Here is a 26,144-nt window from a genome sequence, read left to right as displayed (position 1 = left end):
TCAGCCAGAATTACTTGGCCAGCCAAGCTTCGAACTTGGCGTTCAGATCGTCACGGTTATCGGCCCACCATTCATAGTCATAAACATGAACGTTGCCCGAGTTCGCGGGATCGGTCGGCATGTGTGGTGCCATGTCGATACCAAGCTCTGCATGTTTACCAACCAGCGGAGCCGACGACTTACGTGCCGGACCATACGAAATGTAAGCGGCCTGATCCGCCAGACGCTGCGTGTCGGTCGCAAACTTCAGGAAGTCCATCACACGGGCTTTGCGATCTTCCGGAAGGCCAGCAGGAACAACCCAACCGTCAAGGTCGAAGGACTGCATATCCCACAGCATACCGATCGGCTGGTTCTGTTCGGCAATGGCCGAGAACAGACGACCGTTGAAGGTCGAACCCATCACAACTTCGCCATCTGCCAGAAGCTGGGGCGTTTCTGCGCCAGCCGTCCACCAGACAACCTGATCCTTGATGGTGTCCAGCTTGGCAAGGCCACGGGCAACACCTTCGTCGGTGCCCAGAACGTCATAGATTTCGTCCTTGGCGACGCCATCGCAGTACAGCGCCCATTCCATGTTGTCGATCGGGCGCTTTTGCAGCGCGCGTTTGCCCGGATATTTCTCCAGATCAAACACATCACAGACCGAGGACGGTGGGGTATCGCCCACCATGTCGGTGCGATAGCCGAACGTGGTCGAATAGACAATCTGAGGTACGAAGCAATCCGATACCAACAGATCGCCAAAATCTTCGGACGCCGAAGTGCCGTCCGGGGCAGCCGCCAGATCTTCGTCATGGTTCAGCTCTTCTGCCAGACCTTCGTCGCACAGACGCATCGAATCCGATGCAACGGCATCAACCAGATCCCACGTGACATTGCCAGCTTCGTTCATTGCACGCAGCTTGGCCACGGCTTCCGCCGAGCTTTCGTCCCATGTGACGCTGACCTCGGGGTGCATTTCCAGATAAGGCTCAACATATGCCTTCACCTGGCTGGCTTGATAAGCGCCACCCCAAGAAACGAGGGTCATCTCGTTGGCCATGTCCTGCGCCGACACCGCACTTGCGGTGACGGTCAGTGCAGAGCTGGCCAGAAGAGTCTTCACAAGTTTCATACTTTATTCTCCCTAGTTATCCCCGTTCGATTGGTCGGGTTTGCATGAACGGGTACATCGCAAACCTCTGGCTAGTATGCCCGGGGTCATACGGCCCCGAAGCAATTCGAATTAGGCGTCCAGCGCGCGACAGTCGGACGGCAACCATCCGATCTCGATCTGTTGACCGGGGGTCAGACGCTCAACATCCGGGGCGTTCCGGGTTTTGATGATAAACTCATCATTCCCCGCCACCCGCAGCCGTGTGCGGAAAATGTCGCCCATGTAAATGAACTCGAGCACTTCCGCCTTCAGGGTATGGACCCCCTCCTGCAAACGCTCTTTGTTATATTCGACACGCTCGGGACGGATCGACACGATGGTCCGATCACCGACCTTGTTGACGTTGATGGGTGTGGCGTCAATGATTTCGCCATCGTCCAGCTTGACGATGCACTTGTCACCATTGATCTCGGTCACTACGCCTTCCAAGGTGTTGTTTTCACCAATGAATTGCGCAACAAAGCTGTTTTCCGGCCGCTCGTAAAGTTGATCTGGTGGCGCAAGCTGTTGAATACGGCCATCGTCGAACACCGCCACGTTGTCGGACATGGTCAGCGCCTCGGTCTGGTCGTGGGTCACGTAAACTGTGGTGATCCCCAACTCGTGTGCAAGATGCGTAATCTCGAACTGCATCTTTTCACGCAGCTGCTTGTCGAGCGCGCCCAAGGGTTCATCCATCAGAACAAGCTCGGGCTCGAACACCAGCGCCCGCGCCAAGGCAACACGCTGCTGTTGCCCACCGGACAGCTGGGCCGGGCGACGTCCACCGAAATCACCCATCTCAACCATATCCAAAGCGCGCTTGATCTTCGCTTCACGGTCGGATTTGCCAATCTTCCGCACTTCCAGCGGGAAGGACAGGTTTTCGGCAATCGTCATGTGAGGGAAAAGCGCGTAGTTCTGGAACACCATTCCGATACCGCGCTTGTGAGGTGGGATATTATTGATCGGCTGACCACCAAGCCGGATGTCTCCGTGCGTTGCGGTTTCGAAACCGGCCAGCATCATCAGACATGTTGTTTTGCCCGACCCCGACGGCCCAAGCATGGTAAGGAATTCGCCCTTGGCCACTGAGAGGTTCAGGTCTTTGACAACCAGCGTTTCCCCATCATAGCTTTTCTGGACACGATCAAAAACGACGAACCCGTCGTTGGAAGCTGCATCAGCCAAGTGACCCCCCTGGTCTATGTTTTTCTTTTCGTTTGTTGGGCATAAGCCAACACGAACCTAACGAGAATATCAACAGGAAATCCGCAGGCCGTCGCGAAGATCACCCTCGCGACAGCCATAGCCTCTAACTAATTATGACAGTTTCGCTGCTCGATCCCGACACTTTTTGTGAATTTCGCGTCATACGGACACGATGTTGTGTTCGGGACCATAAGGAAAGCCGGTAATGTTTTCGGCGTCCGTTTCGCCCACAACAAGAATATCGTGCTCGCGATAGCCACCAGCGCCCGCTGTACCTTCGGGCAGGAACAGCATGGGTTCCATGGACACGACCATTCCCGGCTCCAACACGGTGTCGATATCTTCGCGCAATTCCAGCCCGGCTTCGCGGCCATAGTAATGCGACAGCACCCCGAAACTGTGCCCATACCCGAAGGACCGGTATTGCAGCAGCCCCTCGCTTTCGAAGAAGCGGTTGATCTCGGCGGTGATACCGGAACAGGTCGCACCGGGTTTGATCAGCGAGATGCCCAGCTCGTGCGCGGCGACATTGGCTTCCCAGATGCGCAGGCTTTCCTTGTCGGGGTCACCGATAAACAGGGTGCGTTCCAGCGCGGTGTAATAGCCCGAGATCATCGGGAAGGTGTTCAAGGACAGGATATCACCGGCTTCCAGCTTGCGCGTCGTCACCGGGTTGTGGGCGCCATCGGTGTTGATGCCGGACTGGAACCAGACCCAACTGTCGCGGATTTCGCTGTCGGGATGGGCGCGGGCGATTTCTTCCTCCATTGCGTCCCGGCCAGCCATTGCGATGTCGATTTCCCGCGCACCAACGCGGATGGCATCGCGAATGGCTGCGCCACCATGGTCGGCAATTCGTGCGCCTTCGCGGATCAGGGCAATTTCCTCGTTGGATTTCACCATCCGTGCCTGCATCGCATCCGGGGCAATATCGGTGAAACTGGCGTCGCCCAAAAACTCCTCGGCCAGCGTCCGTTGGGCCAGCGTCAGATGATCCCCTTCGATCCCGATTGATTTGGCCCCCGCGATCACGTCCCTGACCGCGCGCCAGTAGTTGTTGCGCTCCCAGTCCGTATAGATGACGTTGTCGCCGAAGCTGCGCCGCCAGGGCTGGCCTGCGTCGATATTGGCTGACACGGTCGTGCAGCGATCCGCCGTCACCACACAGCCATAGGGCCGCCCGAAAGAGCAGTACAAAAAGCCCGAATAATAGGCGATGTTGTGCATCGAAGTGAACAGAACCGCCTCGACCCCGCGGTCCGCCATGATCCCGCGCAGGGTCTTCAACCGGCGCTCATACTCCGCATCCGAAAAGGGCAGCGGGGCTTTTTCACCGTTCTCACAAATAAAAAACTGGGTGCGTGACATATCTCAGGTCTCCGTATTCCGAGGCCGAGTCATGTGTGCCCGGCCAACCAAACTCCCCGGCGTGCAGGGCAGTTGATCTCCGGACCTTGCGCTGGCGGCTGGGCCAGGGCGCAGGGCAGCGACGCCATCGCTGCGGATGGCGCGATCTTTGGTGAAAGGGGGCTGTCCTGTCAAACGGAATTTGGGTGTCGAAGCTCAAAGCGTGCTGCGATCCACCACCAGCACCCCGTCCGCCACGCGGTCGCCGGGATGGGTGACAACCTGTTCGCCTTCGGCAAGACCGGACAAGGCCACCGCCTCGTCACTGTTGCGCTGCCCCAGCTCGACCTTGCGCAAGGCGACATGGTCCCCGTCGACAACAAAGACCGCCCAGTCGGTGCCATCGCGGAACAGGGCCGACAGGGGCACGATCACCCCCTCGCCCTGCCATTCGACGATCCGCAGAAAGGTGCGGAACCCGTGGCCCAGCGCGGCGCGGTCTTCTTTCGGGGTCAGCAGGTCCAGTACCACGCGCACGCGTTGTTCTTCGATGCCAAGGGCGGATACCTTGGTGAACCCTGCGGGTTCGATCACCCGAACGCGCGCCTCCAGCGCACCGTCACCGCCCCACCTGTCGACATAGGCACCCGCCCCGGGGGACAGGCGCACGGCATCGGTGGACAAAATCTCGGCGGTGATCTCAAGGTCATCGGTTTCCCCAATCGTCAGAATCGGGGCGCCGGGCAGAACCGGACGCGCGCTTTCATTCGCGACGGTCAGCACTTTGCCCGACACCGGCGCTTTCACGTCGATGCAGCAGGCGTCACCCTGACCGGCGGCGTCCTGATCGCGCGGTTCGATCAGCGTGGCCTTCTGCGCGGCCAGTTCAGCCACCCGCATGTCGTAAGCCGCATGTGCGCTGTCCAGTTTCGCCGCCGCCACATCGACCCCCAGTTCGGCATCCTCAAGCTGTGCTTGCGGGATGGTGCCGCGCGAATGCAGATCGTGCAGGCGGTTCAGGATCGTCTGTGCGTGGGCAAGGTCTGCCTCGGCCATGGAAATCTGCGCTTCTGCCACCGATACCGCAGCCGTGGCCTGCGCCACTGCCGCTTCGGCCTGCGCCCGCGAGCGCACGTCCAGAAACGCCGGATCACCCGGGGCGATCCGGGCCACGATGGTTTCGCCCGCCGTCACCATGTCCCCGATTGCCACCGGACTGCGCGTCAACTGCCCTGCCACCGGAGCCGATACGTCATACACATCGCGCACGCGCGTGCGCCCTTCGACATTGACCGTCACCTCGATCGGTCCCTGGGCGATGGTCGCGATATCGACCGGAACGGGTTCCGGTTTGGTCGCGATATAGGCAAAGCCCGCCACCGCGACCACGGCCACCCCGGCCAATATCGTGTTGCGCATGTTCCAGCTCATCCGGTTACTCCCTTGTCTTCATAACGGCGACCAGATCCATCCGGTCGATCCGCCGCCGCACGATCATCGCCGACACGACCGATGCCACGGCCACCACACCCGCCGCCCACATATAGGTGCCGCGCGACACCACCAGCGGGATGGAATACAGATCGCTGTCGAAACTCGCCACCATCGCCCCGGCCAGAAGCCGACCGATCACCAAACCCAGGGGGATCGCAGCGGCGGTCAGCAGGAAAAGCTCGCCCAGCAGGATATAACTGACCTCGCCCCGGGTGAACCCGAGGATGCGCAGGCTGGCCAATTCGCGTGCCCGCTCGGACAGTTGGATACGGGCCGAGTTATAGACCACACCGATTGCGATCAGCGCAGCGAGGAACGAGTTGATCGTGGTGGTCATGCCCGCATTCTGGGCAATCGTATCGTTGAACGATTGCCGAACCTGCGCAAGCAGGGTCAGCCCGGCCACCGCCGGTGCCGCCTTGATGGTTTCGAAAAGCCTGTCTTCCTGCGCGGCGTCAATCAGCAGATTGGCTTGTGTGACCTGCACCGGCCGATCCACAAGACGCGCCAGGGTTTCGGCGTTCATATAGGCCCCCAGCCCGAAATACTGCCCGACCAGCCCCGTGACCGTCAGCCTGTGCTGGCTGTCCGGGATCGTAAGAAACTCGACCGTCAATTCGTCCCCGACCCCGACGTTCAGATGATTGGCAAGACGGCGGGCCAGAACGATGCCGTGCTCGGGACGCACCAGAAGGTTTGTTTCCGTGTCAAAGACCCGGGACAGGCTGTTCTCGGGCCGACGTCCTTCGATTGCGATGCGCCGGGTCAGATGCCCGTTGGTCAGCCGTGCGGGCATGGCCCACACGCCCTCGGCGGCCGTGACGCCGGGCAGGTTGGCCACATCTTCCAGCACGTCTTCGGACCGTTGCGCGGCGAATTGCACAATCGCATCCTGCCGGTTGATTTGCACGAAGCTCACATCCAGAAGCTCGTCCATCGCGTCGAACATGAACAGCGCGGCAATCATGACCGAGGCTGATGTAGCGATCCCCAGCGTTGTCAGCGCGGCCCTGACCGGCCAGCGACCGATGGCGCGCAGGATCATCATCGAGGGCTGGCGCGGTTTCAACCAGACAATCAGGTGATCCAGCAATCCGCGGCGAAACCGAGTCGGCGCAGGCGGCGCCATGGCCACTGCGGGGCTTAACCCGACCACCCGCCGAACCGCGCTGACCGCCCCAAGCCCGGCGGCCAGAAGCCCCGCCCCGGCAGAGATGGCATAGACCGACGGATACTGGACAAAGACCAGATAGGGAAAATGAAAGAACTCGGCATAAAGCTGGGCCATGCCGTGGCTGGCCAGCATACCGAACCCCCAGCCAAGTGCCACGCCGACACAACCGATCACCAGCGCCAGCTTGATGTAGTGCCAGCTGATCTCGGCCCGCTGATAGCCCAGCGCCTTCAGAAGCCCGATCTGTTCACGTTCCAACGCGATCAGCCGCCCCAGCACCATGTTCACAAGAAAGGCCGAGATCACAAGAAAGATCGGCGGCACGACTTCGGCCATGACGCCCAGTTGCGTCAACTCGCCATCCAGAAAGGCGTTCGAGATTTGGTCCTTGCGCGGATAGGCCCCGGTGCCGCCATAGGGTTTCAGCACCTCGTCCAGCCTATCGGTCACGGCGTCTGGGTCAGCATCGCGATCCAGTTGAACCGACACCGCGTTGAACGCCCCGGTCAGGTTGAAGGCCGCGCCGAGCACATCCTCGGCCATCCACAGGATGCCGAAGCGCCGGTCGTCAGGCATGATCGAGTTCGGGCCGATCGTGTAAATGAACTCTGGGCTGAGCGCGGTGCCGGTGATCGTCAGGTCCCGCTTCTGCCCGTTCAGCGTGACACCGAACCGGTCCCCCGGCGAAAACCCGTGCGCATCCGCGAAATTCTGGTTCACCAACACCTCGTCGCGCCGTCCGGGTTCCGGCATACGGCCCTTGGTGATGGTCGGGATGTTCATCGCAGGCAGACCCGATGCCGGCAGTGACAATACCTGCCCCACGGCGGGTTCCGACATATCCGCAATGTCCAGTATGGCGAAATCGGAAATGCGTGTATCGACCCGGGTCACGCCATCAATCGACAGGATATCGGCCGCCAGCGCGTTCGGCGCGCGCGAGGCGCTGGCGAACAGGTCGCCGAACCGATTGCGTTCGTAAAAGGTATCGCGGGTTTCACGCAGGCTGCGTTCGGCCCCGTTGGACATGACCATGATCATGACCCCGACCGCCAGCACCGCCGAGATGGCCAGGCTCTGCGTCCAAAGCCGCCTGAGATCGCGAAACAGTTTTCGATCCAGAACCCGCATGGCTACCACTCGATCTCGGTCGGTTCGATCCGGTCGGCATTTTCGCGGATCTCGGTGATGGTGCCGTCCGCGAAGAACACGACCCGGTGCGCCATCGCCTGAATGCCCGCGTTGTGAGTGATCACCAGCGTGGATGTGCCAAGTTCGGTGTTGATAGTGTGCAGCGCTTCCAGCACCTGAACACCGGTCTTGCTGTCCAGCGCCCCTGTGGGTTCGTCGCACAACAGAACCTCGGGCCGTTTTGCAATGGCGCGGGCAATGGCAACCCGTTGCTGTTCCCCCCCCGACATCTCGGCCGGGAAATGATCCATGCGGTGACCAAGCCCGACACGCTCCAGCGCCTCTTCAGGCGACATCGGATGGGTCGAAATCTCGGTCACGAGCGCCACGTTTTCCCGCGCGGTCAGCGACGGGACCAGATTGTAGAACTGGAAAACAAACCCCACATGCTCGCGGCGATAGCGCGTCAATTCGCGGTCGGACTTTGTCGTCAAATCCTGATCGCGAAACCAGGCCTTGCCGGACGTCGCGGTGTCCAAGCCGCCCAGAATATTCAAAAGCGTTGATTTGCCTGACCCTGATGCCCCCAGCAGCACGATGATCTCGCCCGCCGGAAGTTCGGCACTGACGCCACGCAAGGCGTGCACCTCGACCGCCTCGGTCCGGTAGGTCTTGGTCAGATCCTGCATCCGGTAGATCGGCGTGCGGCTGACTTCGCCGCCATCAAAGCTCATGGTTGTCACCGCTAATCTGTTTGGGCGATGTAACCCTTCTATCTCACAACCGGATGTTGTCACACATGCAGCGCGCATCAACCCGTATTCGTGGGAAAAGAGCGGAAAAATCGTCGCAACCCGGCGCTGTGATCAGGGCAGCAGCTTTATCCCACCGTCTGAAACATGAACGACCGACAACCGCCCCGTGTGATACGCACCCGTATCAATTGCGATGCGCCCGTCGTTGCACAGAACTTCGGGAACGATCGTGTGGCCGTGCACAACCCACTGATCGTCTGTCCGCGTCAGTTTTCGGAAATCAGGATGCCCCCACAAAAGGGCGGTGCGGTCTTGTCGCTCCATATCAACAAAAGGATCCGCGCCAGCATGTGTCACCCAGACATTACCCGCACGCCAGACCAGTGGCAGATCGCGCAGCCATGCCATCAGATCCGCCCCCATGGCCTGTTGCAGGCTGTCACGGATTTCACCAACCTCGTCCGTTGTAGGCGCTTTGGTCGGAAGGCTGATCCCGAAACTTCGTAGGGTCGCGTCGCCTCCGTTCTGAAACCAGATGCGATGATCCTGTAGCGTGCCGTCGAGAAAGCCCAGCAGCATGTCTTCGTGGTTTCCCAGAAGGCATATGATCCTGTCCGGGTTGGACGATTGCAAACCAAACAAGTGACGCAACACCTCTGCGCTGTTTGGCCCTCGGTCGATATAATCCCCGACGAACACCACAGGCTGTTCGGGCCAATGGTTTGCAATCCCTTCCAAAGCACCGGCCAGAAGGTCCATTCGGCCATGGATATCGCCGACCACGCAAAATGGGGCAACAGGCAAGAACGGCGCATCAAACCGCGGCGCGCTCGTGTCTGAGAGTCCTCTGCTTCGTCGTCTGAACCAACGCATGGGCGCCTGTGCCTTCCTTGTTTCTGGTTCCTCTGTGTGGCCGTTACGCAGAGATTGTCATGCTGCGACAATAGGACGACCCCGCCCCCGAAGACCAGTACCCTGCACCGTGCTGATACTTGACCGAGGCTTAGCTGTCTGAATTGCTGAAGGCGACAAAGACGACGACCGGCAAGGCGACTCACCAATTCTGCCCTCCCGAGAACGGGCTGACCGATCGCATGGTCGGCGCTTTCACACCATTTTGGCGGCAAGGGCTGAGCGGAATCGCGACTGCGAGACCATCCGAGCCACCTGACTGGCACAAGATTGCCGATCTCCACCACAAAACAGGCGTCGGATCGCCCAACACGCTCGACCCAGTGGAGAGGACTCCCCATTTCTTCACTTTCGCCCTTTTTAACCCCGACCACTCACGGAGACAAAACGGCCAATGGGGTGTGCAGAGCAGGTAAAGCTGCAGCACCCCTCCTCAGATCGTTTCCAACCGTATCCACGGCGTGTCGCATGACCAACGCGGCACGCCTGCTGCCACGTCTGACCAAAACGGAGCGGATATGACCGATCCAAGACACCAATCCCGCGAACTCAGCCACACCCTGGCGGGGTTTCGATACGAACTTATCGGCGTTGTCATTTTCAGTGCAGCAGTCAACCTGCTGATGCTGACTGGTCCGCTGTTCATGCTGCAAGTCTATGACCGCGTCCTGTCCAGCCGATCCTCGGCCACATTGGTCGCCCTGTTTGGCCTTGTGGTGTTTCTTTACACGCTGATGGGGTTTCTGGATCACGTGCGGGGACGAGTGCTGGCTCGTGTTGGCGCAGGGTTTCAGTCGGCATTGGACCGACGCGTCTTTGACGCCGTACTGCGACAGGCCGAAAACGCAGATCAGCGGTCACGCCCGGCAACCGGGTTGCGTGATCTGACCAGCATTCAGTCGCTGCTTGCCTCTCCTGCTTTGACTGCTTTGATCGACCTGCCATGGGCACCGGCATTTCTTGCACTTTTGTTCATCTTCCACCCGATGATGGGTTGGTTTGCCTTGGCCGGTGGATTGGTTTTGTTCATTCTGGCTTTCGCCAATCAACGCGTCACAAGTGCTGCGCTGTCCGAGGCAAGCCAGCTTTCGGCACAGGCCGACGGTCGCACCGATTACATGCGCAAATCCATCGAGACGGTGCAGGGCCTTGGCATGGAAGAACCGCTGACCGACGGCTGGACCCAGGTGCGGCGCGACGCCCTGAGCAGCCGGATATTTGCAGCAGACAAACGCGGGCGACTTGCAGCCGCGACCAAAGCGTTCCGGCTGTTGTTACAGTCCGGCATCCTTGCGCTTGGCGCGTGGTTGGTATTGCGTGGCGAGCTGACGCCGGGCGCGATGATTGCAGGCTCGATCCTTCTGGGTCGGGCGCTGGCTCCGGTCGAGCAGTCGGTCGCGCAATGGGGCGTGTTTCAGGCAGCTGCCCAAGGATGGCGTTCGCTGCGCTCGGTCTTGACCGATACACCGCCCCGCCCTGCCCTGATGCCGCTGCCCGCACCCGAAAGTCGAATGCAGGTTAAAGGACTTACCGTGGCACCTGTTGGTGCGACCAAACCATTGCTGATGGGGGTCAGCTTTGACATTCAGCCGGGCGAAGCCGTCGCCGTAATCGGACCAAGTGCGGCTGGAAAGTCCACCTTGGCCAAAGCATTGACCGGGGTCTGGCCGCCCCGCACCGGCGAAATCCGCTTGGGTGGTGCCGACCTTCATCAATACGCGCCGGATCGGCTTGGTCGTCTGTTGGGATATCTGCCACAAGACGTGGTGTTGTTTCCGGGCACGGTCGCGCAGAACGTGGCGCGGTTTGATCCAGACGCCGACCCCGAAGATATCGTCAAAGCCGCACGCGCTGCGGGGGCGCACGAATTGATCCTTGGCCTTCCCAATGGGTACGACACAGTCATATCCGACGGAGGAAGTCGGCTTTCTGGGGGACAGCGCCAACGTGTAGGGCTGGCCCGTGCACTGTTCGGCGATCCCGCCGTTCTGATCCTCGACGAGCCAAACTCCAGCCTGGATGACAGCGGGGTCCGGTCGCTGAACAAGGCGATCTCGAACGCGAAAGAGGCCGGTCAGGCGGTCCTGATTATCTCGCACCGCCCTTCTGCTTTGGCGCAATGCGAGCGGGTGCTTCTCATTGATAATGGCAAGATGCGCGCCTTTGGTCCGCGCCAGGATATTCTGGAAAAATTTGTCAGAAAAAGCCCGGCCGTTGTGCCGGCACAAAACAGCCGGAGGCTTGAACATGCCCAGTGATTGGAATGCAAAAACCTATGTAGCACAGGGCATGTGGGCGCTGATCATCGGGCTGGGCGGATTGCTGGCTTGGGGCGCGTATTCAACCATCAACGCGGCGGTTGTGGCGTCGGGTTATGTCGAGGTCGACCAACGCAAACAGGTCGTGCAACACCCGGATGGCGGTGTGGTCGCAGACATCCTTGTGCGCAATGGCGACACGATCAAAGCAGGGGAAACCATAATCCTGCTGGACGATGCCGAACTGCGGTCTGAACAAAACATCATCAGCCACGCCCTGTTTGAAGTACAAGCCAACATTGATCGTCTGTCCGCCGAAGCGGTGGAAGCGGGGGAAATCACCTTCCGCCCTGCACTTCTGTCCGGTGCCAAGGGTGACCTCGACCTGCAAGGCATTCTGGATACACAACAAAAACTGTTCGACACCCGCCGCAAAACGCTTGGCCAGACCGACGATCAGTTGCGCGAACGACGCGCGCAATCCGAAGCGTCAATTGTCGGGCTTGAAAAGCAACTCGCGGCCAATCGCGAGCAGGCCGAGTTGATGCGCAACAACCTGAAGACCTTTCAGGATCTGCTGGACAGGAACCTGACCGAACGGTCACAGGTTCTGGACCTGCAAAAACAGATGGCCCAGATCAATGGCCTGACCGGCGAGACCGAGGCACAAATCGCGGCCACGCGCAATGCCATCGCGGGCTACGAGATTGAGCGTCTGAAAGCCCGGTCGGAACGTCAGGAAAGTGCGCAGGAAGAGCTTCGCAACCTGCAACCGCGCGAGGCAGAGCTGCAGGAAAAACTGCGTGCTGTCGAAACACGCCTGTCCCGGCTGAACCTGAAGGCGCCTGTGGATGGGGTGGTCTATGGCATGACCGTTTACACCGTCGGTTCGGTCGTACCAGCCGGGGGCGAAGTGGCCGCGATCGTGCCTGACAATAGCCCGCTGATCGTATCTGTGCAGCTGGCCCCGTTGGAGATTGACCGGGTCACCGTTGGGCAAGAAGCCGTTCTGAAGTTTCCGGCATTCAATGCCCGCACGACGCCAGAACTGTCTGGGCAGATCAGCCTGATCTCGGCCGATGCCATAACGGACGAACAAACCGGTCAGAGATACTTCGCGGGTGAGGTCGAGATTGATCCAGCCGCCTACGATCTCTTGGGTGAAAACGAGATTATACCCGGCATGCCGGTCGAGGCGTTCATCCAGACCGGAGCACAGAGCCCGGCCTCTTACCTGTTGAAACCCTTCACGGACTATCTTGATCTGGCGTTTCGCGAAGAATGATGGCACGCGCGGTCAGGGAACTGGCCGCGCGCCCCGGCCCGGCGCGGCAACTGCGTTCCTGACATCAAATCGCAACTTCATCTGGACAGCCAAGTTCTGCCCGCCCTAAAGTCACTGGGCGCCATCCAAATGGAGATTCCGATGAAACCGATTTTCACAACCGCCCTGATGTTCAGCCTGCTGGGCGCAACATCTGCCATTGCCGACGACCATTGTGCCGATGGGAAAACCCTGACCCCCGATGTTTTGACCATCGCGACGGGCAACCCCGCCTATTACCCTTGGGTGATGGATGACGACCCGGCAAGCGGGGCCGGTTTTGAAGCCGCCGTCGCCTATGAGGTGGCCAAGCGCATGGGCTTTGAAAAGGACGCCGTCGTCTGGACACGCGCAACCTTTGACCAGTCGATTCAGCCGGGCGCAAAAGAGTTCGACGTGAACCTGCAACAATTCTCGATCACCGAGGACCGCGAGAAAGTTGTCGATTTCTCCGAGCCTTACTATTCTGCCGCCATGGCCGTATTGGTGCGCCAACCGACAGTCGATGGTGGCGCAACCGCCGAGCTTGAATCACTGAAAAACCTGAAATGGGGCGTCATGGCAGGCACCACGGCGCTTGAAACCGTCAATTCGTCAATCGCGCCCGCTGATACGCCGCTTTTGTACGATGATAACGTGAACGTGGTCGAGGCGATGAAAGCCAACCAGATCGACGCGGCCTTGTTCGATCTTCCGACCGCGCTCTATCTCAGCGCTGTGGTTCTGGATGATGGTGCGCTTCTGGGTCAGTTTCCCGCCGACCGCAGCGAAAATCCCGACCAGTTCGGCATCCTGATGGAAGAAGGAAACCCACTGAAAGCCTGCGTGGATGAAGCACTGTCTGCGATGAAGGATGACGGAACCCTCGCCGCGATCGAGGCCGAGTGGCTGCAAGAAACCACCGGCGTTCCGCTGATTAAATAACGACACATTCCATGAAAACGACAAGCGCGGGCCTTACGGCCCGCCAAATCTATGAACAAAAGGCGCGGCGCAAATCGGTGATGGTCGCGACGCTTAGCACCATTGTTGTCGTAGGCCTGATCGTCATTCTTTTGCCGATGACACCGGGCTGGGACCGGGTGCGCAGCAGCTTCTTCGATTGGGAAATCCTCGCAAAGACCTTTCCATCACTTCTGTCTGCTTTTCGGTGGGACGTTGCCATTTTTCTGTGGTGCACCCCCATCATCGCCATACTCGGGCTGCTTATCGCGCTGTGCCGCGACGCACGCGCACCCGCCCTGTTTCCCTTGCGCGTGTTCGGTGTGCTTTACACCGATATTTTTCGCGGCGTCCCAGTGATCCTGATCGTGTTCCTGATCGGCTTCGGCGTGCCCGGCCTTGGTCTGCAACGCCCATGGAACAGCCCATACATCTGGGGCTCGCTTGCCCTGATCCTGACCTACTCCGCCTATGTCGCCGAGATCTTCCGTGCCGGCATAGAAAGCGTTCATGAAAGCCAGCGGGCGGCAGCCAAGTCGCTTGGACTGTCGCATACCGACATCATGCGCTATGTGGTTTTGCCGCAGGCGATCCGCCGCGTGGTGCCAGCCAACATGAACATGCTGGTTGCCCTGCAAAAAGACGTGGCGCTTCTGTCCTTCATCGGACCCGTGGAATTGCTGCGCCAAGCCGGTGTCCACAAATCCCTGCTGGCGAATTTCACACCCTATGTCGGGGCCGCGATCATATTTCTGGCGGTTACGATCCCGGTGACCCGCTTTGCCGATTACCTGATCGCAAAACAGAACAAGGCGCGCAGTTGATGCCCATTCTTCATCTGTCAAATGTCACCAAATCGTTCGGCGCCACCGAAGTGCTTCGTGGCATTGATCTGGAGGTTAACGAAGGCGAGATGGTCTGCCTGATCGGGGCCTCCGGTTCGGGAAAATCTACGCTTCTGCGCACGATCAACCTGTTAGAGCCGATTGACGAGGGCGAGATCTGGTTCGACGGCCGCGACATCTCTCTGCCCGATGTCGCCCCACAACCTGTCCGCCGCAAGATCGGTCTTGTCTTTCAAAGCTTCAACTTGTTTCCACATATGACTGCGGTCGAAAACGTGCTGCTTGCACCATCCCGCGTATTCAAGCGGTCAAAGAAAGACCTGTTGCCGGACGTGACCCAGCTTTTCGAACGGTTCAATCTGAAAGACCGAATGCACGCCTATCCCGATCAGCTGTCGGGGGGACAACAACAGCGTGTTGCCATCGTTCGTGCGCTGGCGATGCAGCCGAAAATCATGCTGTTTGATGAAGTGACCTCGGCCTTGGACCCGGAACTGGTCAGCGAAGTGCTGGAAACCCTGCTAAAGCTGAAAACCCAGAACATGACGATGATCCTTGCCACCCATGAAATGGGTTTTGCCAAGGAAGCCGCTGACAGGGTCTGTGTGCTGGATGGCGGAAAGATCATTGAGACCGGCACACCAGATCAGATCTTCAACACCCCACAAACAAAACGCACAAAAGAGTTTCTTGCCTCGGTCTTGTGACGCAATAAAGCTGCTTGGCAGAAAGACATAAGGTTTGGTGGCGGAGACGAAGTCTTACATACTTGTTATTTAATTAATTGTAAGTAAATAGTTTTTTTGAATGGATAATGAATTATACCACACTTAATACCACGCCAAGCTGAGGTCTTTGCTAAAAACCATATTTTTCTCGCCGCAGATTGAATGCAGCTTCTCCGCCTTCCATGATCCGTTTAATCGCATCGCGAGCGGCAGGAATATCTATTGCGCCCTCACCGGCGATTTTTCCACCTGACTGATCGCCTGCTTTACGATACTCACACCAAGCTACCAATTCCGCATCGCCATTTACTACCAAGTTAGCATTGTGACTGACGAAAATGATCTGACGCCGTTTCTTCGCCGCCCAAATCTGCTCGACTATTTCTTGCATTACAGGGTTATCAAGATCTTCTTCGGGCTGATCGATTAACAGCGGCGGTCCAGACTGGTTCAGCAGGGTACGAAGTAGCGCAGTAGCCTGTTGACCTGACGAAGCATTTGAAAATTCGATGTATTCTCCTTCACGCGAGCGATATTCAAATTTTGGCTTGCTTTCAATTTCAGTCAGGGACAGAGCCAACCAATCCTCAGGATCAAGCTTCCGCGAGAGTTTTTCACAGTCGCCCGCTGTCGCACCTGCATCCGACAAAAACGGGCTATCGGGCATCTGATCGGCTACCTCAGCGTCCAGATTCAAACTAGCAAGGCCTTCAAGATCCTCCAAAACGCCTTCCCAAGCGCGATGAGGATCTTCGGCATCAAGGATATACCCTATTACTTGATCAAGTTTTGCTGTTCTGATGTTTGACCCAGACAGTTTTGACTTGAGCATCGAAGAGAACCGCTCAGCATCGGCGTATCGTTGCACCTGTGCTCGTATTGCTGCACCAGAACTTTCAGTCAGAGCATCACATTGTGTCTGGATTAATGCATCACGCTGCTGACGATACTCATGCAGTTTTTCCTGATCGAGTTGATAAGCTTCAACGGCTTTTTGATAAGATTTAACCTCATCATTAAGCCTCGAAAGTTCTCTTTGAAGATCGCCAACCCTAGCTTCTAAGGATTTTAGTTGACCCATCTGGTCTCTATGGGTCGAAGAACGCTCCACCGCCTCATCATAGGCTAGTCGATAGGCTTCAAGTTGGGCATCCCAAACGGACTTCGTGCTACCTTCTCCAGCGGAAAGGGCTTCATCAATTCGCCTGACCACGCTTCCAAGAGAGGCTTCAACACTTTCGATAAGTGCATCATATTCAGATATTAGCGCATCTACCCGCTCTCGATTGGGGAACCCTTCCGGCAACACCAAGACTTGTTCATCCGCAACTTCTTCATCCTCGACCCGAAAATCCGCGATGCGATCCTTGATTGCCTCAAGACGCACTTCACGCATTTCGACAGCCTGTTCAGCACGATCAAAGTACGGGCCAAGTTCAAGCAACTGCCGATCTTCGTCCGATAGACCAGCCAGCGACGTTCGAATTTGGTTGGCCTGCTCTTGATATGAACGTACTTCAAGCTGGATACGCCCAATATCTCTTTGTATGGTTTTTTGGCGTTGGCGTGTTGAAAAACTCTTCCTTAACTTCGTTTCCTGCTCTTCTATTTTCCTCTGAAGGGAACCGAGTTCGGTCTGAATTGGTGTTCGGATGAACCGCCCCAGTTCATCTAGTCGGACGCTGACATTGCTAAGTTGCTTTTGACTGTATGCTTGGATCGGCAGAAGGGTTCGTACCTCACTTTCTGAACAGGGGCGAAGCTCATCTTCGCCAACCTTGATCTGAGTCGAGCCGTCCTTGCTTGAGCGTCGAACTTGATGAGGAACCCCGTTTACAGTGAATGACACATCCACCGTTGCTCCCATTTGTTTTAGAGTTCCATCGATGAGACGCGTCCTGCGAGCTTGGTAGTCAGGTGTGTCTTCTCGGTCAGATGCCGGGGGTTGGTCGCAAAGCGCCCACCTTAGGTATTCAAGTATTGTCGACTTGCCTGTACCACGCCCCCCGATCAGGGCGTTGTACTGGGGATTAAAGGACAACTCTACCGGACCGAGAAATGCGCTATTCTGGACACTGATTGAAGTGATTACCACCGTGGGAAGATTTGGCGCGTCATCGGCGATCCGCGACTCTTGAGCCAGACATGCTTGCCGCAATGCTTCTGCGGTAGGGTTCGCCCACTTAATCCATGACGAATGATTACCAAGATCGGCGTGATCAGCTCGTCGGTTGTCCGATGTCTGGATGCAGGCAATACGCTTGTGTCCCCATGCCTTCTCTTTACCACCCACAATATTCAGGGTGCCTGGTTTGAGCCCGCTTTTGGAGCCATCGAGATAGCCGCCGACGCACGGCATATCCTTGTACTTTGGAGCCATACCATTTCTCAGAAGCGAGAATTTCCCCTCGCCACTGACATTTGGAAATATGATGTAGCGATCCTTAAGCCAGCTATGTTCATCGAGTTTCGTTTTGAGCAATTTGAAAGAGTCGATGGTTTCCAGGCGTTCTGTCTGAGCGGTCTTTGCGTCAGCACCCGGCGCGGGATTGACCGCCAACGCTGTTAGAACAGAATCGAAGCGATTATCCTCAAAATCGGCATCCAAGATAAGGATAGCTTGGCACGGAACGGCCAAAGTCAGCTCGATACCAGGGAAAACTACAATGCGCTCTCGATCTGGTAACTCGTTTCCTTCTGCGTCGGTTTCTTGTGCAGCCGCTTCCCGCACATATTTCACGAAAGCCATGTCATGGTGATCGGTCACGGCTATAGCGTCGAGGCCTTTCTCGCGGCATGCGGCAATTAAGCTGGCTGCATATTGCGCCCGCTCTTCGTCAGTGACGCACGCATCACCTTTCCACTGGCGATCCCTTGGACTGTGCACCTGAAAATCGCAGCGGTGATAGTGTGCGCCCTTGTCACCTGCTCCGAGAAACTCTTTAGCCATCAATTACTCTCCAACCTCGGCAGCCTGATCACTCTTCTACTACGGTCAATTCCGCCCGCACTCTTCGAAAGCTCTCCAACCCTGCCTCTAGCTCTTCAATAATCTCTTCAGCCAGCACGTCAGGTGCAGGCAGATTCTCCATGTCCGTCAGGCTCTTGTCCTTCAGCCAGAACACGTCAAGGCTGGCCTTGTCCCGGTCGAGCAGCTCTTTCAGCTGATACTTCCGCCAGCGGCCGTCTGGCGCATCTTCAGACCAGGTTTCGACCCGATGGTGCGTCTCGCCAGCTTTGAAACACGCCACGAAGTCGGCCAGGTGCTCATAGGTCATCGGCTTCTTCTTCAACGTGTGATGGACATTCGTGCGGTAATCGTAGAACCAGACCTCTTTCGTCTGGGCCTCTGGGCTCGCCGGCTTGTTGTCGAAAAACAGGACGTTCGCCTTCACGCCTTGCGCATAAAAGATACCTGTCGGCAGGCGCAAAATGGTGTGCAAATCGGTGGATTGCAGCAACTTGCGCCGCACCGTCTCACCTGCACCGCCCTCGAAAAGCACGTTATCAGGCACAACCACAGCTGCGCGGCCAGTACTCTTCAGCATCGACCGTATGTGCTGGACAAAGTTCAGCTGCTTGTTCGATGTGGTCGCCCAGAAATCCTGACGATTGTAGGTCAGATCATCGGTTTCCTGCTCGCCCTCGTCATTGGTAAAGCTCATTGAGCTTTTCTTGCCAAACGGCGGGTTCGCTAGGACGTAGTCAAAGGTCTGCGGTGAAGCGGTCACCAATGCATCGTTGGGCGATACAAGGCTGTCACCATCAATCTCGCCGATGTTGTGCAGCATCATGTTCATCAGGCACATCCGGCGCGTATTGGCGACGATCTCGTTCCCGAAAAAGGTATCATGTTTAAGGAACGCCTTCTGATCTCGGTCTAGACCACCGTGTTTCGGGTCATTCAGATAGTCGTATGCGGCAAGAAAAAAGCCACCGGTTCCGCAAGCTGGGTCCGCAATCGTCTTGCCCGGTTCTGGCGCCAGGCATTCCACCATGGCTGAAATAAGGGAACGAGGCGTAAAGTACTGACCCGCGCCGGATTTCGTATCCTCAGCGTTTTTTTCCAAAAGCCCTTCGTAGACATCACCCTTAACATCCGCGCCAAGCATGACCCAATCGACGCCATCCACCATGTCGATTAACCGGTAGAGCTTCGCTGGATCCTGAATCTTGTTCTGCGACTTCGTGAAAATCTGTCCCAACATCCCCGGCTTAGTACCAAGCGTTCGAAGCAGATCGACGTAGTGAACCTCAAGCTCCGCGCCGCGCTTTGCCTTCAGCGATGCCCAGTCAAAACCCTCAGGCACACCGACGCTCCGATTGTGTGGTGGCTTGGAATACTCATCAGCCATCTTGAGAAAGATCAGATAAGTCAGCTGTTCCAGATAGTCGCCATACCCCACGCCGTCGTCACGCAGAGTAGTGCAGAAGCTCCAGACCTTTGAAACAATGGGGGCTGTATTCATGTTGTTGCCTCTTCCTCTGTCTGCTCTGCCTTCGCGGCTTCATAGTCGCCATAGTTCTTCGTTTGATCACTCTCCAGCAGCCAAGCACCTGTGCCTGACGTTGGTCGCCCGGTCACAACCGATGCGGCAGCGCTCACACTGTTGAAGGCATAGCTTTGCAGAAATTTCCTAGCCCCGTCTTGATCCCCGATCACGCCTTGCGACACGAGCGATTCATAGAGCCGACCGTATGTTGAATCCTTGCTTGTTGATCCGACCCACTTACTACGTGCGTCGGAACCTTCCTCAACGACAAAATCTCCACCCTCTTGCCTCGCTCGAGCGGCTACTTCCTTAGTCGAAAGCACAAAGAACACGGGCTGATTTTCAGGCTCACTCGACGTGGTGGCAACCTTCGGCTTGGTTTGTTCCGTCAGGAAATCAAACCTCAATGCAGGCAAAACCAGCCGCAAATTCTTCAGAAAGTCCTCCATATGTGCGAGGGCTGCTTTGCTGAGCGGGCTTTCAGTAGGAGCCTTATTGTTTGCCAGTGCAACCTTTGAGATCCGCGATGCCAGCCCATAAATCCGGCTTTCAAGATAGCGCGCATGCGCCTTGTTGAGTGGCTCGCCTTGTGCCGTCACAAAGATAGCCCGCTCCCACCAGTCTTTGGACGCATCCTTAATATGCTGATTGATCCTTGTGCGGATCTCGTCCGTCTCTCCTACGTAAAGCGTCAGGCCGTTTTCGGTTTCACCGACCAGAAGGTAGATGCCAGGCTGAGACGCCTCCGGTTCCTTGAGCGCATCGAAAACCTGCGTTCGGTTTGTGACTAAGACATGCCCTGTCCACTGAAATGGGATTGTTGCCGTCGTCATCCCATCGGGATCGCCGTCATGGAAAAAGAGTTCGATTGAGCGTCCTTGCGATGTCATGCGGGCGTCTTTCGTTTGCGTTTAGGCTTTGGGGCTGCATCCCGCTCGGCTTTGATGCGTTCCAGCAACGCTGAGGCGGGTTCATCTGTTGGGTCTTGTGGGACAAGTTTGCCCTCGAAGGCGCGTTTGAGGATCGATTGGCGCAGTGCGCGAGAGCGGGCGAGCTGGCGGTCGATATCCGCCTCGAGCGCGTCAAGGGTGGAGAGTTTGGCTTCGAGGCGGCTGACGATTTCGGCTTGTTCTGCAACGCATGGCACTGGCAAGGCCAATGAGCTGACCTTCGAGATACTCAGGGTATGCAGACCGGATGTCGAATTTGCTTTCTTAATGATCAGCTTGCGACCCAGAGGCGACATCAAGAACAGCAGCGCAAAACGCGGGACAATCGCTGTTTCAAACCGCGCTCTGATCAAATGATTCTGGTGGCCGATGTCATCCAGTCTGCCGTTCCAAAGTGCCACCCTACCAATCTGCTCGATTGACCCATTGCCCTCGACAACAAGAAGGTCGCCTTCTTCTAATTTGAGCTTCTCGAACTCTTCTTTGGTGACGCCAATCTCAGTGATCTCGTTCAGCTCAAGCCGGTCTGCGTAGACGTTGGCTACGCGAAGGTACTTCATCTTCAACGGATGCGAGTTTCGCTTTTGGTTCTTGGTCAGCCCACCCGTGACAACTGCTACATCGGAAACCGGCAACCATGTCCAATCCTCGAAGCAATGTTGGGCAAGATCATCGGGGATCTGAGGTTTGCCAATTACTTCTGCGAGCCGCTTCGGCTTCGCAGGCTTCTTCCCTTCCTCACCCTCCGCGCGCCATTTGGCCATGGCGTCTTGCCAATCGTCGAGGGCCTGTTTGTAGCGGGTGTCGCGTTCTTCCTGGATGCGAGTCAGGAGGGTTTCGGGGGCTTCGAGTTTGTCGGGGTTGGCGGCGCGCCAGTCGGCGGTCAGGTGGCCCTCAAACGCGTGTTTGAGCAGGGATTGCCGGTACAGCCCCGCCTTGTCCCGCGCCACCCGCAAACTCTCCTCGCCCTTGTCCAGCAGACCAAAGAGCTGCTCGATCTTCTCAACGATGCGGCGTTGCTCGTCGATGGGAGGGAGAGGCACGGGCAATCTCGCAAATGCCCTGCCAGAGACTTCTTTAAACGTGGTTCCGCTAGCATGTTTTTCAGCCAGCTGCTTAGCGGACTTCAAGTAGTGGAAAACGTAGTCGCTGCTGATATGCTTCGACGGGACAAGGCTCTTGAAACCTTGGTTTGTCGCGCATTCTGACATTGAGATTGCAACGTAGCCAATCGGCGCGCGGGACGAGAACAAAATGCTGCCAGCAGGCATCAGTTTCGCTGAGCTGTTCGCAAGCCCCTTCTCGGTGATATTTTTCGCGCCGGTCCTAATGGTTTTCCGAGTGTACCCCGTAAGATCAGCAGGGGAAAACCAGACGATATCGCCTCCCCAATACTCTGGCACCTTAGTTGATGGCGTCCCGCCGGAAACAACCTCGCCCAAGTCAGAAATAGTGACGGAAACCCACCCACTCGGTAACTCACTCATCCCGCCACAGCCTCATTCATCTCGGCCATCAGAGGCTCCATTTCATCACCGAACAGTTGATACATCCGGCCCAATCCGCCTTGCCCGTCAAAGGGGGCAAAGTCCAGATCATCCCGCGCGATATGGAAACTGCTGGCCAGATGATCTCGGATCATGCGCAGCCAGGTCATTTGCATCTCGTCGAACTTCGCGCCTTTGCCCGCGTGGCGTTTCAGAACCCAGTTCTGGAAATTCTTGCGAACACGATCCGCATGGGGCGTCAGCTTGTCATCCAACCCAACCACGCGGCGGATCAGGGCAACCAGGGCTTCCAGCTCTTTCTCGGGTGCGGCCCCTTGCACCTCGTCCAGATGCGCGTAGGCCCGCCACACATTGAGCGGGGCCAAGCGCGGGGCATCGGCGCGCAATGCCTCCAACACGTCGCGGATCATGGCGAAAGTGATCTCTGAGCGGCGGGCGGGCTGGTTGAAAAAGATCGTCAACGCCTCCAACCTGTCGCGGTTGTCATTGAGGTAGGTTTCAAAATCCTGGCTGAGCGCTTTTGCGTTTTCATCCGTATCACCCGCCCATTCCGCCTTGGTCACGTGATCAAGGTTTTCGTGATCGACCGTTTGCTCCAAGTCGCGGCGGATGGTGTCGAGCGTATTGATGAGCGTGCCGTTCAGCATCTTTGCCGCTTCACCCACACGCTTGGCCCGCGCGGCGTCCTGAGCGGCCTCATCAGGTTCATCCTGGCCCGTTGCGGCCTTGGCATCGGCCAAGACAGCATCGGCGTCGATCGCGTCGAACAGGCCCTTGATCACCGAGCGCAAGGTGCGACCCGCAGCAGCCTCAACTTGCGTGCGTTGCTGATCGTCAATTTGCCTATCTATCCGCGCCAGACGGCCCGCAAGGGACGTGACCGATGCCTCATCCCGCGCCGCGCCCATCATAACACCCATTGCGAGGTCTTTGAGAGGAACGGAGGGCTTGGTGTCCAATGGCTGGCTTGCCGTTTTCACCGACTTCGTCACGCCGATTGCATCGACGATCACGTAGTGGCTTTTTGCGCGGGCTGATGGCGTGACCTTTTTCAGATCGTCAGCTTTCACCACACGTGTGCCGCGCCCTTTCATCTGTTCAAAGTAGTTCTTTGATTTCACGTCGCGCATGAACAAGAGGCATTCGAGCGGCTTCACGTCCGTTCCCGTGGCGATCATGTCCACTGTGACCGCGATGCGCGGGTAGAAGTCATTGCGAAAGGCCGCAAGAACGGATTTCGGGTCACCATCCGTCTTGCTGGTGATCTTCTTGCAGAACTCGTTGCCCTCGCCAAACTCTTGCCGGACGGTTTGAATGATGTCGTCTGCATGGCTGTCGGTCTTGGCGAAAATGAGAGTTTTTGGCACTTCGTTTCTACCCGGAAAAATATTGGGCAGGTTGTCTTTGAAGGCCCTGATGACTGTCCGGATCTGGTCAGCATTCACTACGGACCGGTCGAGCTGCTTTGCCGAGTAGGCCTCATCCTCGTCTTGTTGTTCCCAGCGTTTCTTTCTGGTCAGCTTTTCACGGCGTTCGACTTGCTGCTTCGCGACCAGTTTTGCACCCTTCTGGGTAACCTCGGTCTCGATCACATAAATTTCGTTGCCGACATTCACACCGTCAGCAACGGCATCTTCGTGTGTATATTCGCTCACAACATTCTTTTGGAAAAACCCGAAGGTGCGATCATCGGGCGTGGCAGTAAGACCAATCAAGAAGGCATCGAAATACTCAATGACCTGACGCCATAAATTGTAGATCGAGCGGTGCGCCTCATCGATGACGATGAAGTCGAAATACTCAGGCGGTATTTTGTCGCTATAGACCACTGGAAGAGGCTCTCGTTTCCGCTTCCATTGTTCGGCCGGGTTTTCATCTTCTGCGCCTTCTGGCAGCTCCTCATCCTTGAGGATCGCGTACATGCGTTGGATGGTTGAGATGCAAACCTGGCTATCCCCGGCGATGTGGCGCGACTTAAGGCGCTGGACGTTGTAAAGCTCGGTGAACTTCCTGTTATCGTCGTTTGGGACGAAGGACATGAACTCTTGTTCGGCCTGTTCCCCAAGGTTCTTGGTGTCGACAAGGAAAAGAACCCGCTTGGCGTCCGCGTGCTTGAGCAGCCGGTAGATTTCTGTGATCGCTGTGAAGGTCTTGCCCGATCCCGTCGCCATCTGGATCAGCGCCCTGGGACGATTTTCCTTGAGAGACCCCTCCAGCCTAGAAATCGCGCTTGTTTGGCATTCCCTTAGCCCATCTTCGTTCAGCTCAGGCAGGTCTTGCAGCGCTGCTCTGAGAGACTGGGCTTGTTTGCTCCACTCCGCCAGAGTCTCTGGTCTATGGAACGAAAACACTTCCCGAGATCTTGGCTTGGGATCACGACCGTCTGTGAACCGGGTAATTGCGCCAGTGCTTTCGTATACAAACGGCAACGGGCTGGAATTGCTGATCCATTTCAGCTGCGCCGACGCATAGCCCCCGGACTGCTCTTCTACTGTTGTAAGCTTCTGCCCCCATTCCACGGGTTTGGCCTCCAACACCCCCACAGCTTTCCCGTCAACAAACAAGACATAGTCAGCCGGACCGATATCGGTTTGGTATTCACGCACCGCGACACCTAGTGATGCCGAGGGATTAAGCTCTGACTTGTTTTGAACAACCCAACCCGATGACCGAAGCAGCTCATCAATCTTGTCGCGTGCAATCTGTTCCGGATTTTGGTTGATTTCGTTCAATTCGTTCACACCTCAATTTCTCCGCAACCATAAAGTGTAAGCAGGTGATTGAAAATGAAAAACAATGGACACAATCGAAAAGCACTTTGCCAGACATAGTTGGCAATCTAAAGCCGAGCGGCTTTCGTGGTTAAGTGGCCATTCTGACCCGCTCCCCGAGCAAACATTACCACAGCAGAAAGGAGGCATTTGTGCGTACTACAATCGAAGACAAAGATCTTGCTAAAAGCCTTGCAGCGCAATTGAAGATGATCTCGGATGCCTACTCCACCGGCAAAAAAGACGTGATCGATAACGCGTTGAACCGCGTAACGTCAGTGCGAGAAATGGACGGCAACGGGCTTTTTGATTGGGTAACCGATGATGTTGACCTGGACGGCTTGGAAGATCGCATAAAGAAGGTGTTTGGAAAACACCAGGATTGACCCGCCTGAACCAGTTCTTGAACCATCTCTAGTCGTCTCGAAAAAGCCGCTCGCTCAGCGCCTTCACCATCAGTTGTTCTATGTCAGCAAGGCGCATTCCCTTCTCGTACGCCAACCTAAGGACCAGATCAGCGACTTCCGAATTCTTGGGGCCAAAGAGATGCCAGTCGTTCAGCTCGTGAGAATCTGGATGGTTCCAGCTCTGCAAAGTGTTTGAATCAGTCATCGCGCTTCCTTCATCTTCAACGCGACAAACCCCTTCACATACTTCAAGAGGTGCGCTCGCACATTGGATCACCGAATTTCGGCAATTTGGGTTCGACAGGCAATTTACTTCCTCAGGTGCCGCCCGTCAGCACATAGCCTTAGCTTGCCTCGACCGCAGCCATGTCAACCGAAGCCGATCATCGAGTTCAAGACGACGACACCAACAACAATCGCGAGCATGAAACCTTGAGCCGTCAGAACCGATTGGCAAACATCGGACTTCGTGAGCATGTTCGACTCGATGTGGTCGAGACGCGACATCAGTTGTTTAAACCGTTCTTCGCTCATTTGCTCGCTCATAGTGAAATTCAATTTTAGCTTAGGATGGAAACCGCAAAGAAACAACGAAATCGCTGCCCTATTCGACCGTATGCAATTTGTCACGCCGACAATGCCACACACGAGCAGCGCCCTCTTAGACGCACCGAAGCACCGAAGCACCGAAGCACCGAAGCACCGAAGCACCGAAGCACCGAAGCACCGAAGCACCGAAGCACCGAAGCACCGAA

At 56.8% G+C, this 26,144-nt stretch carries 20 protein-coding genes; 6 read left to right on the top strand and 14 right to left on the bottom strand.

Features of this window, described 5'->3' with window-relative positions; genetic code table 11:
- Positions 1-10: 10 nt before the first annotated feature.
- The 7 genes from J3R80_RS08210 to J3R80_RS08180 all read right to left on the bottom strand — a co-directional run bounded on the left by J3R80_RS08210 (position 11) and on the right by J3R80_RS08180 (position 9,034).
- Positions 11-1,117: an extracellular solute-binding protein gene (locus J3R80_RS08210; protein WP_275393289.1), complete on the bottom strand. Its 1,107-nt coding sequence runs from the start codon at positions 1,115-1,117 to the stop codon at positions 11-13.
- Between the two features lie 111 nt (positions 1,118-1,228).
- Positions 1,229-2,329, bottom strand: a complete 1,101-nt coding sequence (locus J3R80_RS08205) for an ABC transporter ATP-binding protein (RefSeq protein ID WP_275393288.1) — start codon at positions 2,327-2,329, stop codon at positions 1,229-1,231.
- Between the two features lie 180 nt (positions 2,330-2,509).
- Complete coding sequence (locus J3R80_RS08200; protein WP_275393287.1) at positions 2,510-3,718, bottom strand: aminopeptidase P family protein; 1,209 nt, start codon at positions 3,716-3,718, stop codon at positions 2,510-2,512.
- A 195-nt stretch (positions 3,719-3,913) separates the two neighbouring features.
- On the bottom strand, positions 3,914-5,128 hold the full coding sequence (locus J3R80_RS08195; RefSeq protein WP_275393286.1) for an HlyD family efflux transporter periplasmic adaptor subunit: 1,215 nt from the start codon (positions 5,126-5,128) through the stop codon (positions 3,914-3,916).
- 4 nt (positions 5,129-5,132) lie between these two features.
- The gene (locus J3R80_RS08190; protein WP_275393285.1) at positions 5,133-7,496 is read right to left on the bottom strand and encodes an ABC transporter permease; all 2,364 of its coding nucleotides are present in this window, start codon (positions 7,494-7,496) and stop codon (positions 5,133-5,135) included.
- Positions 7,497-7,498: 2 nt separating this feature from the next.
- Positions 7,499-8,230, bottom strand: a complete 732-nt coding sequence (locus J3R80_RS08185) for an ABC transporter ATP-binding protein (protein ID WP_275393284.1) — start codon at positions 8,228-8,230, stop codon at positions 7,499-7,501.
- Between the two features lie 132 nt (positions 8,231-8,362).
- A complete protein-coding gene (locus tag J3R80_RS08180) occupies positions 8,363-9,034 on the bottom strand; it encodes a metallophosphoesterase family protein (RefSeq protein WP_275393283.1) in 672 nt (223 codons plus the stop codon).
- 647 nt (positions 9,035-9,681) lie between these two features.
- Here J3R80_RS08180 and J3R80_RS08175 point away from each other — a divergent pair.
- The 5 genes from J3R80_RS08175 (at position 9,682) to J3R80_RS08155 (ending at position 15,239) form a co-directional block, all read left to right on the top strand.
- The gene (locus J3R80_RS08175) at positions 9,682-11,421 is read left to right on the top strand and encodes a type I secretion system permease/ATPase (RefSeq protein WP_275393282.1); all 1,740 of its coding nucleotides are present in this window, start codon (positions 9,682-9,684) and stop codon (positions 11,419-11,421) included.
- Positions 11,411-12,706, top strand: a complete 1,296-nt coding sequence (locus tag J3R80_RS08170) for an HlyD family type I secretion periplasmic adaptor subunit (RefSeq protein WP_275393281.1) — start codon at positions 11,411-11,413, stop codon at positions 12,704-12,706. Before J3R80_RS08175 ends, J3R80_RS08170 begins: the two co-directional genes overlap by 11 nt.
- A gap of 141 nt (positions 12,707-12,847) precedes the next feature.
- The gene (locus tag J3R80_RS08165) at positions 12,848-13,669 is read left to right on the top strand and encodes an ABC transporter substrate-binding protein (protein ID WP_275393280.1); all 822 of its coding nucleotides are present in this window, start codon (positions 12,848-12,850) and stop codon (positions 13,667-13,669) included.
- An 11-nt stretch (positions 13,670-13,680) separates the two neighbouring features.
- On the top strand, positions 13,681-14,511 hold the full coding sequence (locus J3R80_RS08160; protein WP_275393279.1) for an amino acid ABC transporter permease: 831 nt from the start codon (positions 13,681-13,683) through the stop codon (positions 14,509-14,511).
- The gene (locus J3R80_RS08155) at positions 14,511-15,239 is read left to right on the top strand and encodes an amino acid ABC transporter ATP-binding protein (RefSeq protein WP_275393278.1); all 729 of its coding nucleotides are present in this window, start codon (positions 14,511-14,513) and stop codon (positions 15,237-15,239) included. The genes J3R80_RS08160 and J3R80_RS08155 overlap by 1 nt, the downstream gene beginning before the upstream one ends.
- Positions 15,240-15,390: 151 nt before the next feature.
- Here J3R80_RS08155 and J3R80_RS08150 read toward each other — a convergent pair whose 3' ends face one another.
- From J3R80_RS08150 to J3R80_RS08130, 5 genes are read right to left on the bottom strand one after another with little or no spacing between them, the layout of a single operon-like run.
- Entirely contained in the window at positions 15,391-18,210 is a 2,820-nt protein-coding gene (locus tag J3R80_RS08150) for a TrlF family AAA-like ATPase (protein WP_275393277.1), read from the bottom strand.
- Between the two features lie 28 nt (positions 18,211-18,238).
- Complete coding sequence (locus J3R80_RS08145) at positions 18,239-19,729, bottom strand: class I SAM-dependent DNA methyltransferase (protein WP_275393276.1); 1,491 nt, start codon at positions 19,727-19,729, stop codon at positions 18,239-18,241.
- Entirely contained in the window at positions 19,726-20,643 is a 918-nt protein-coding gene (locus J3R80_RS08140; protein WP_027263522.1) for a GIY-YIG nuclease family protein, read from the bottom strand. Before J3R80_RS08140 ends, J3R80_RS08145 begins: the two co-directional genes overlap by 4 nt.
- A complete protein-coding gene (locus J3R80_RS08135; protein ID WP_275393275.1) occupies positions 20,640-22,190 on the bottom strand; it encodes a restriction endonuclease subunit S in 1,551 nt (516 codons plus the stop codon). The genes J3R80_RS08140 and J3R80_RS08135 overlap by 4 nt, the downstream gene beginning before the upstream one ends.
- Entirely contained in the window at positions 22,187-24,952 is a 2,766-nt protein-coding gene (locus J3R80_RS08130; protein ID WP_275393274.1) for a DEAD/DEAH box helicase family protein, read from the bottom strand. Before J3R80_RS08130 ends, J3R80_RS08135 begins: the two co-directional genes overlap by 4 nt.
- A gap of 125 nt (positions 24,953-25,077) precedes the next feature.
- Between J3R80_RS08130 and J3R80_RS08125 the strand changes: the two genes are divergently transcribed.
- Positions 25,078-25,368: a hypothetical protein gene (locus tag J3R80_RS08125; protein WP_275393273.1), complete on the top strand. Its 291-nt coding sequence runs from the start codon at positions 25,078-25,080 to the stop codon at positions 25,366-25,368.
- Positions 25,369-25,396: 28 nt separating this feature from the next.
- Here J3R80_RS08125 and J3R80_RS08120 read toward each other — a convergent pair whose 3' ends face one another.
- A complete protein-coding gene (locus J3R80_RS08120; RefSeq protein WP_275393272.1) occupies positions 25,397-25,594 on the bottom strand; it encodes a hypothetical protein in 198 nt (65 codons plus the stop codon).
- A 164-nt stretch (positions 25,595-25,758) separates the two neighbouring features.
- The coding region (locus tag J3R80_RS08115; protein WP_275393271.1) for a hypothetical protein at positions 25,759-26,144 on the bottom strand (386 nt) is incomplete at its 5' end.

Origin of the sequence: Aliiroseovarius sp. Z3, from assembly GCF_029105185.1 — a bacterium.
Classification (GTDB): domain Bacteria; phylum Pseudomonadota; class Alphaproteobacteria; order Rhodobacterales; family Rhodobacteraceae; genus Aliiroseovarius.
This window is presented reverse-complemented; position numbering and strand designations above follow the sequence as displayed.

What these genes read in the sequence shown, in the direction of transcription:
- J3R80_RS08190 (WP_275393285.1), bottom strand. Translation starts at nt 7,496, where the DNA reads ATGCGGGTTCTGGATCGAAAACTGTTTCGCGATCTCAGGCGGCTTTGG.
- J3R80_RS08175 (WP_275393282.1), top strand. Translation starts at nt 9,682, where the DNA reads ATGACCGATCCAAGACACCAATCCCGCGAACTCAGCCACACCCTGGCG.
- J3R80_RS08210 (WP_275393289.1), bottom strand. Translation starts at nt 1,117, where the DNA reads ATGAAACTTGTGAAGACTCTTCTGGCCAGCTCTGCACTGACCGTCACC.
- J3R80_RS08165 (WP_275393280.1), top strand. Translation starts at nt 12,848, where the DNA reads ATGAAACCGATTTTCACAACCGCCCTGATGTTCAGCCTGCTGGGCGCA.
- J3R80_RS08160 (WP_275393279.1), top strand. Translation starts at nt 13,681, where the DNA reads ATGAAAACGACAAGCGCGGGCCTTACGGCCCGCCAAATCTATGAACAA.
- J3R80_RS08140 (WP_027263522.1), bottom strand. Translation starts at nt 20,643, where the DNA reads ATGACATCGCAAGGACGCTCAATCGAACTCTTTTTCCATGACGGCGAT.
- J3R80_RS08195 (WP_275393286.1), bottom strand. Translation starts at nt 5,128, where the DNA reads ATGAGCTGGAACATGCGCAACACGATATTGGCCGGGGTGGCCGTGGTC.
- J3R80_RS08145 (WP_275393276.1), bottom strand. Translation starts at nt 19,729, where the DNA reads ATGAATACAGCCCCCATTGTTTCAAAGGTCTGGAGCTTCTGCACTACT.
- J3R80_RS08150 (WP_275393277.1), bottom strand. Translation starts at nt 18,210, where the DNA reads ATGGCTAAAGAGTTTCTCGGAGCAGGTGACAAGGGCGCACACTATCAC.
- J3R80_RS08200 (WP_275393287.1), bottom strand. Translation starts at nt 3,718, where the DNA reads ATGTCACGCACCCAGTTTTTTATTTGTGAGAACGGTGAAAAAGCCCCG.
- J3R80_RS08135 (WP_275393275.1), bottom strand. Translation starts at nt 22,190, where the DNA reads ATGAGTGAGTTACCGAGTGGGTGGGTTTCCGTCACTATTTCTGACTTG.
- J3R80_RS08155 (WP_275393278.1), top strand. Translation starts at nt 14,511, where the DNA reads ATGCCCATTCTTCATCTGTCAAATGTCACCAAATCGTTCGGCGCCACC.
- J3R80_RS08120 (WP_275393272.1), bottom strand. Translation starts at nt 25,594, where the DNA reads ATGACTGATTCAAACACTTTGCAGAGCTGGAACCATCCAGATTCTCAC.
- J3R80_RS08185 (WP_275393284.1), bottom strand. Translation starts at nt 8,230, where the DNA reads ATGAGCTTTGATGGCGGCGAAGTCAGCCGCACGCCGATCTACCGGATG.
- J3R80_RS08170 (WP_275393281.1), top strand. Translation starts at nt 11,411, where the DNA reads ATGCCCAGTGATTGGAATGCAAAAACCTATGTAGCACAGGGCATGTGG.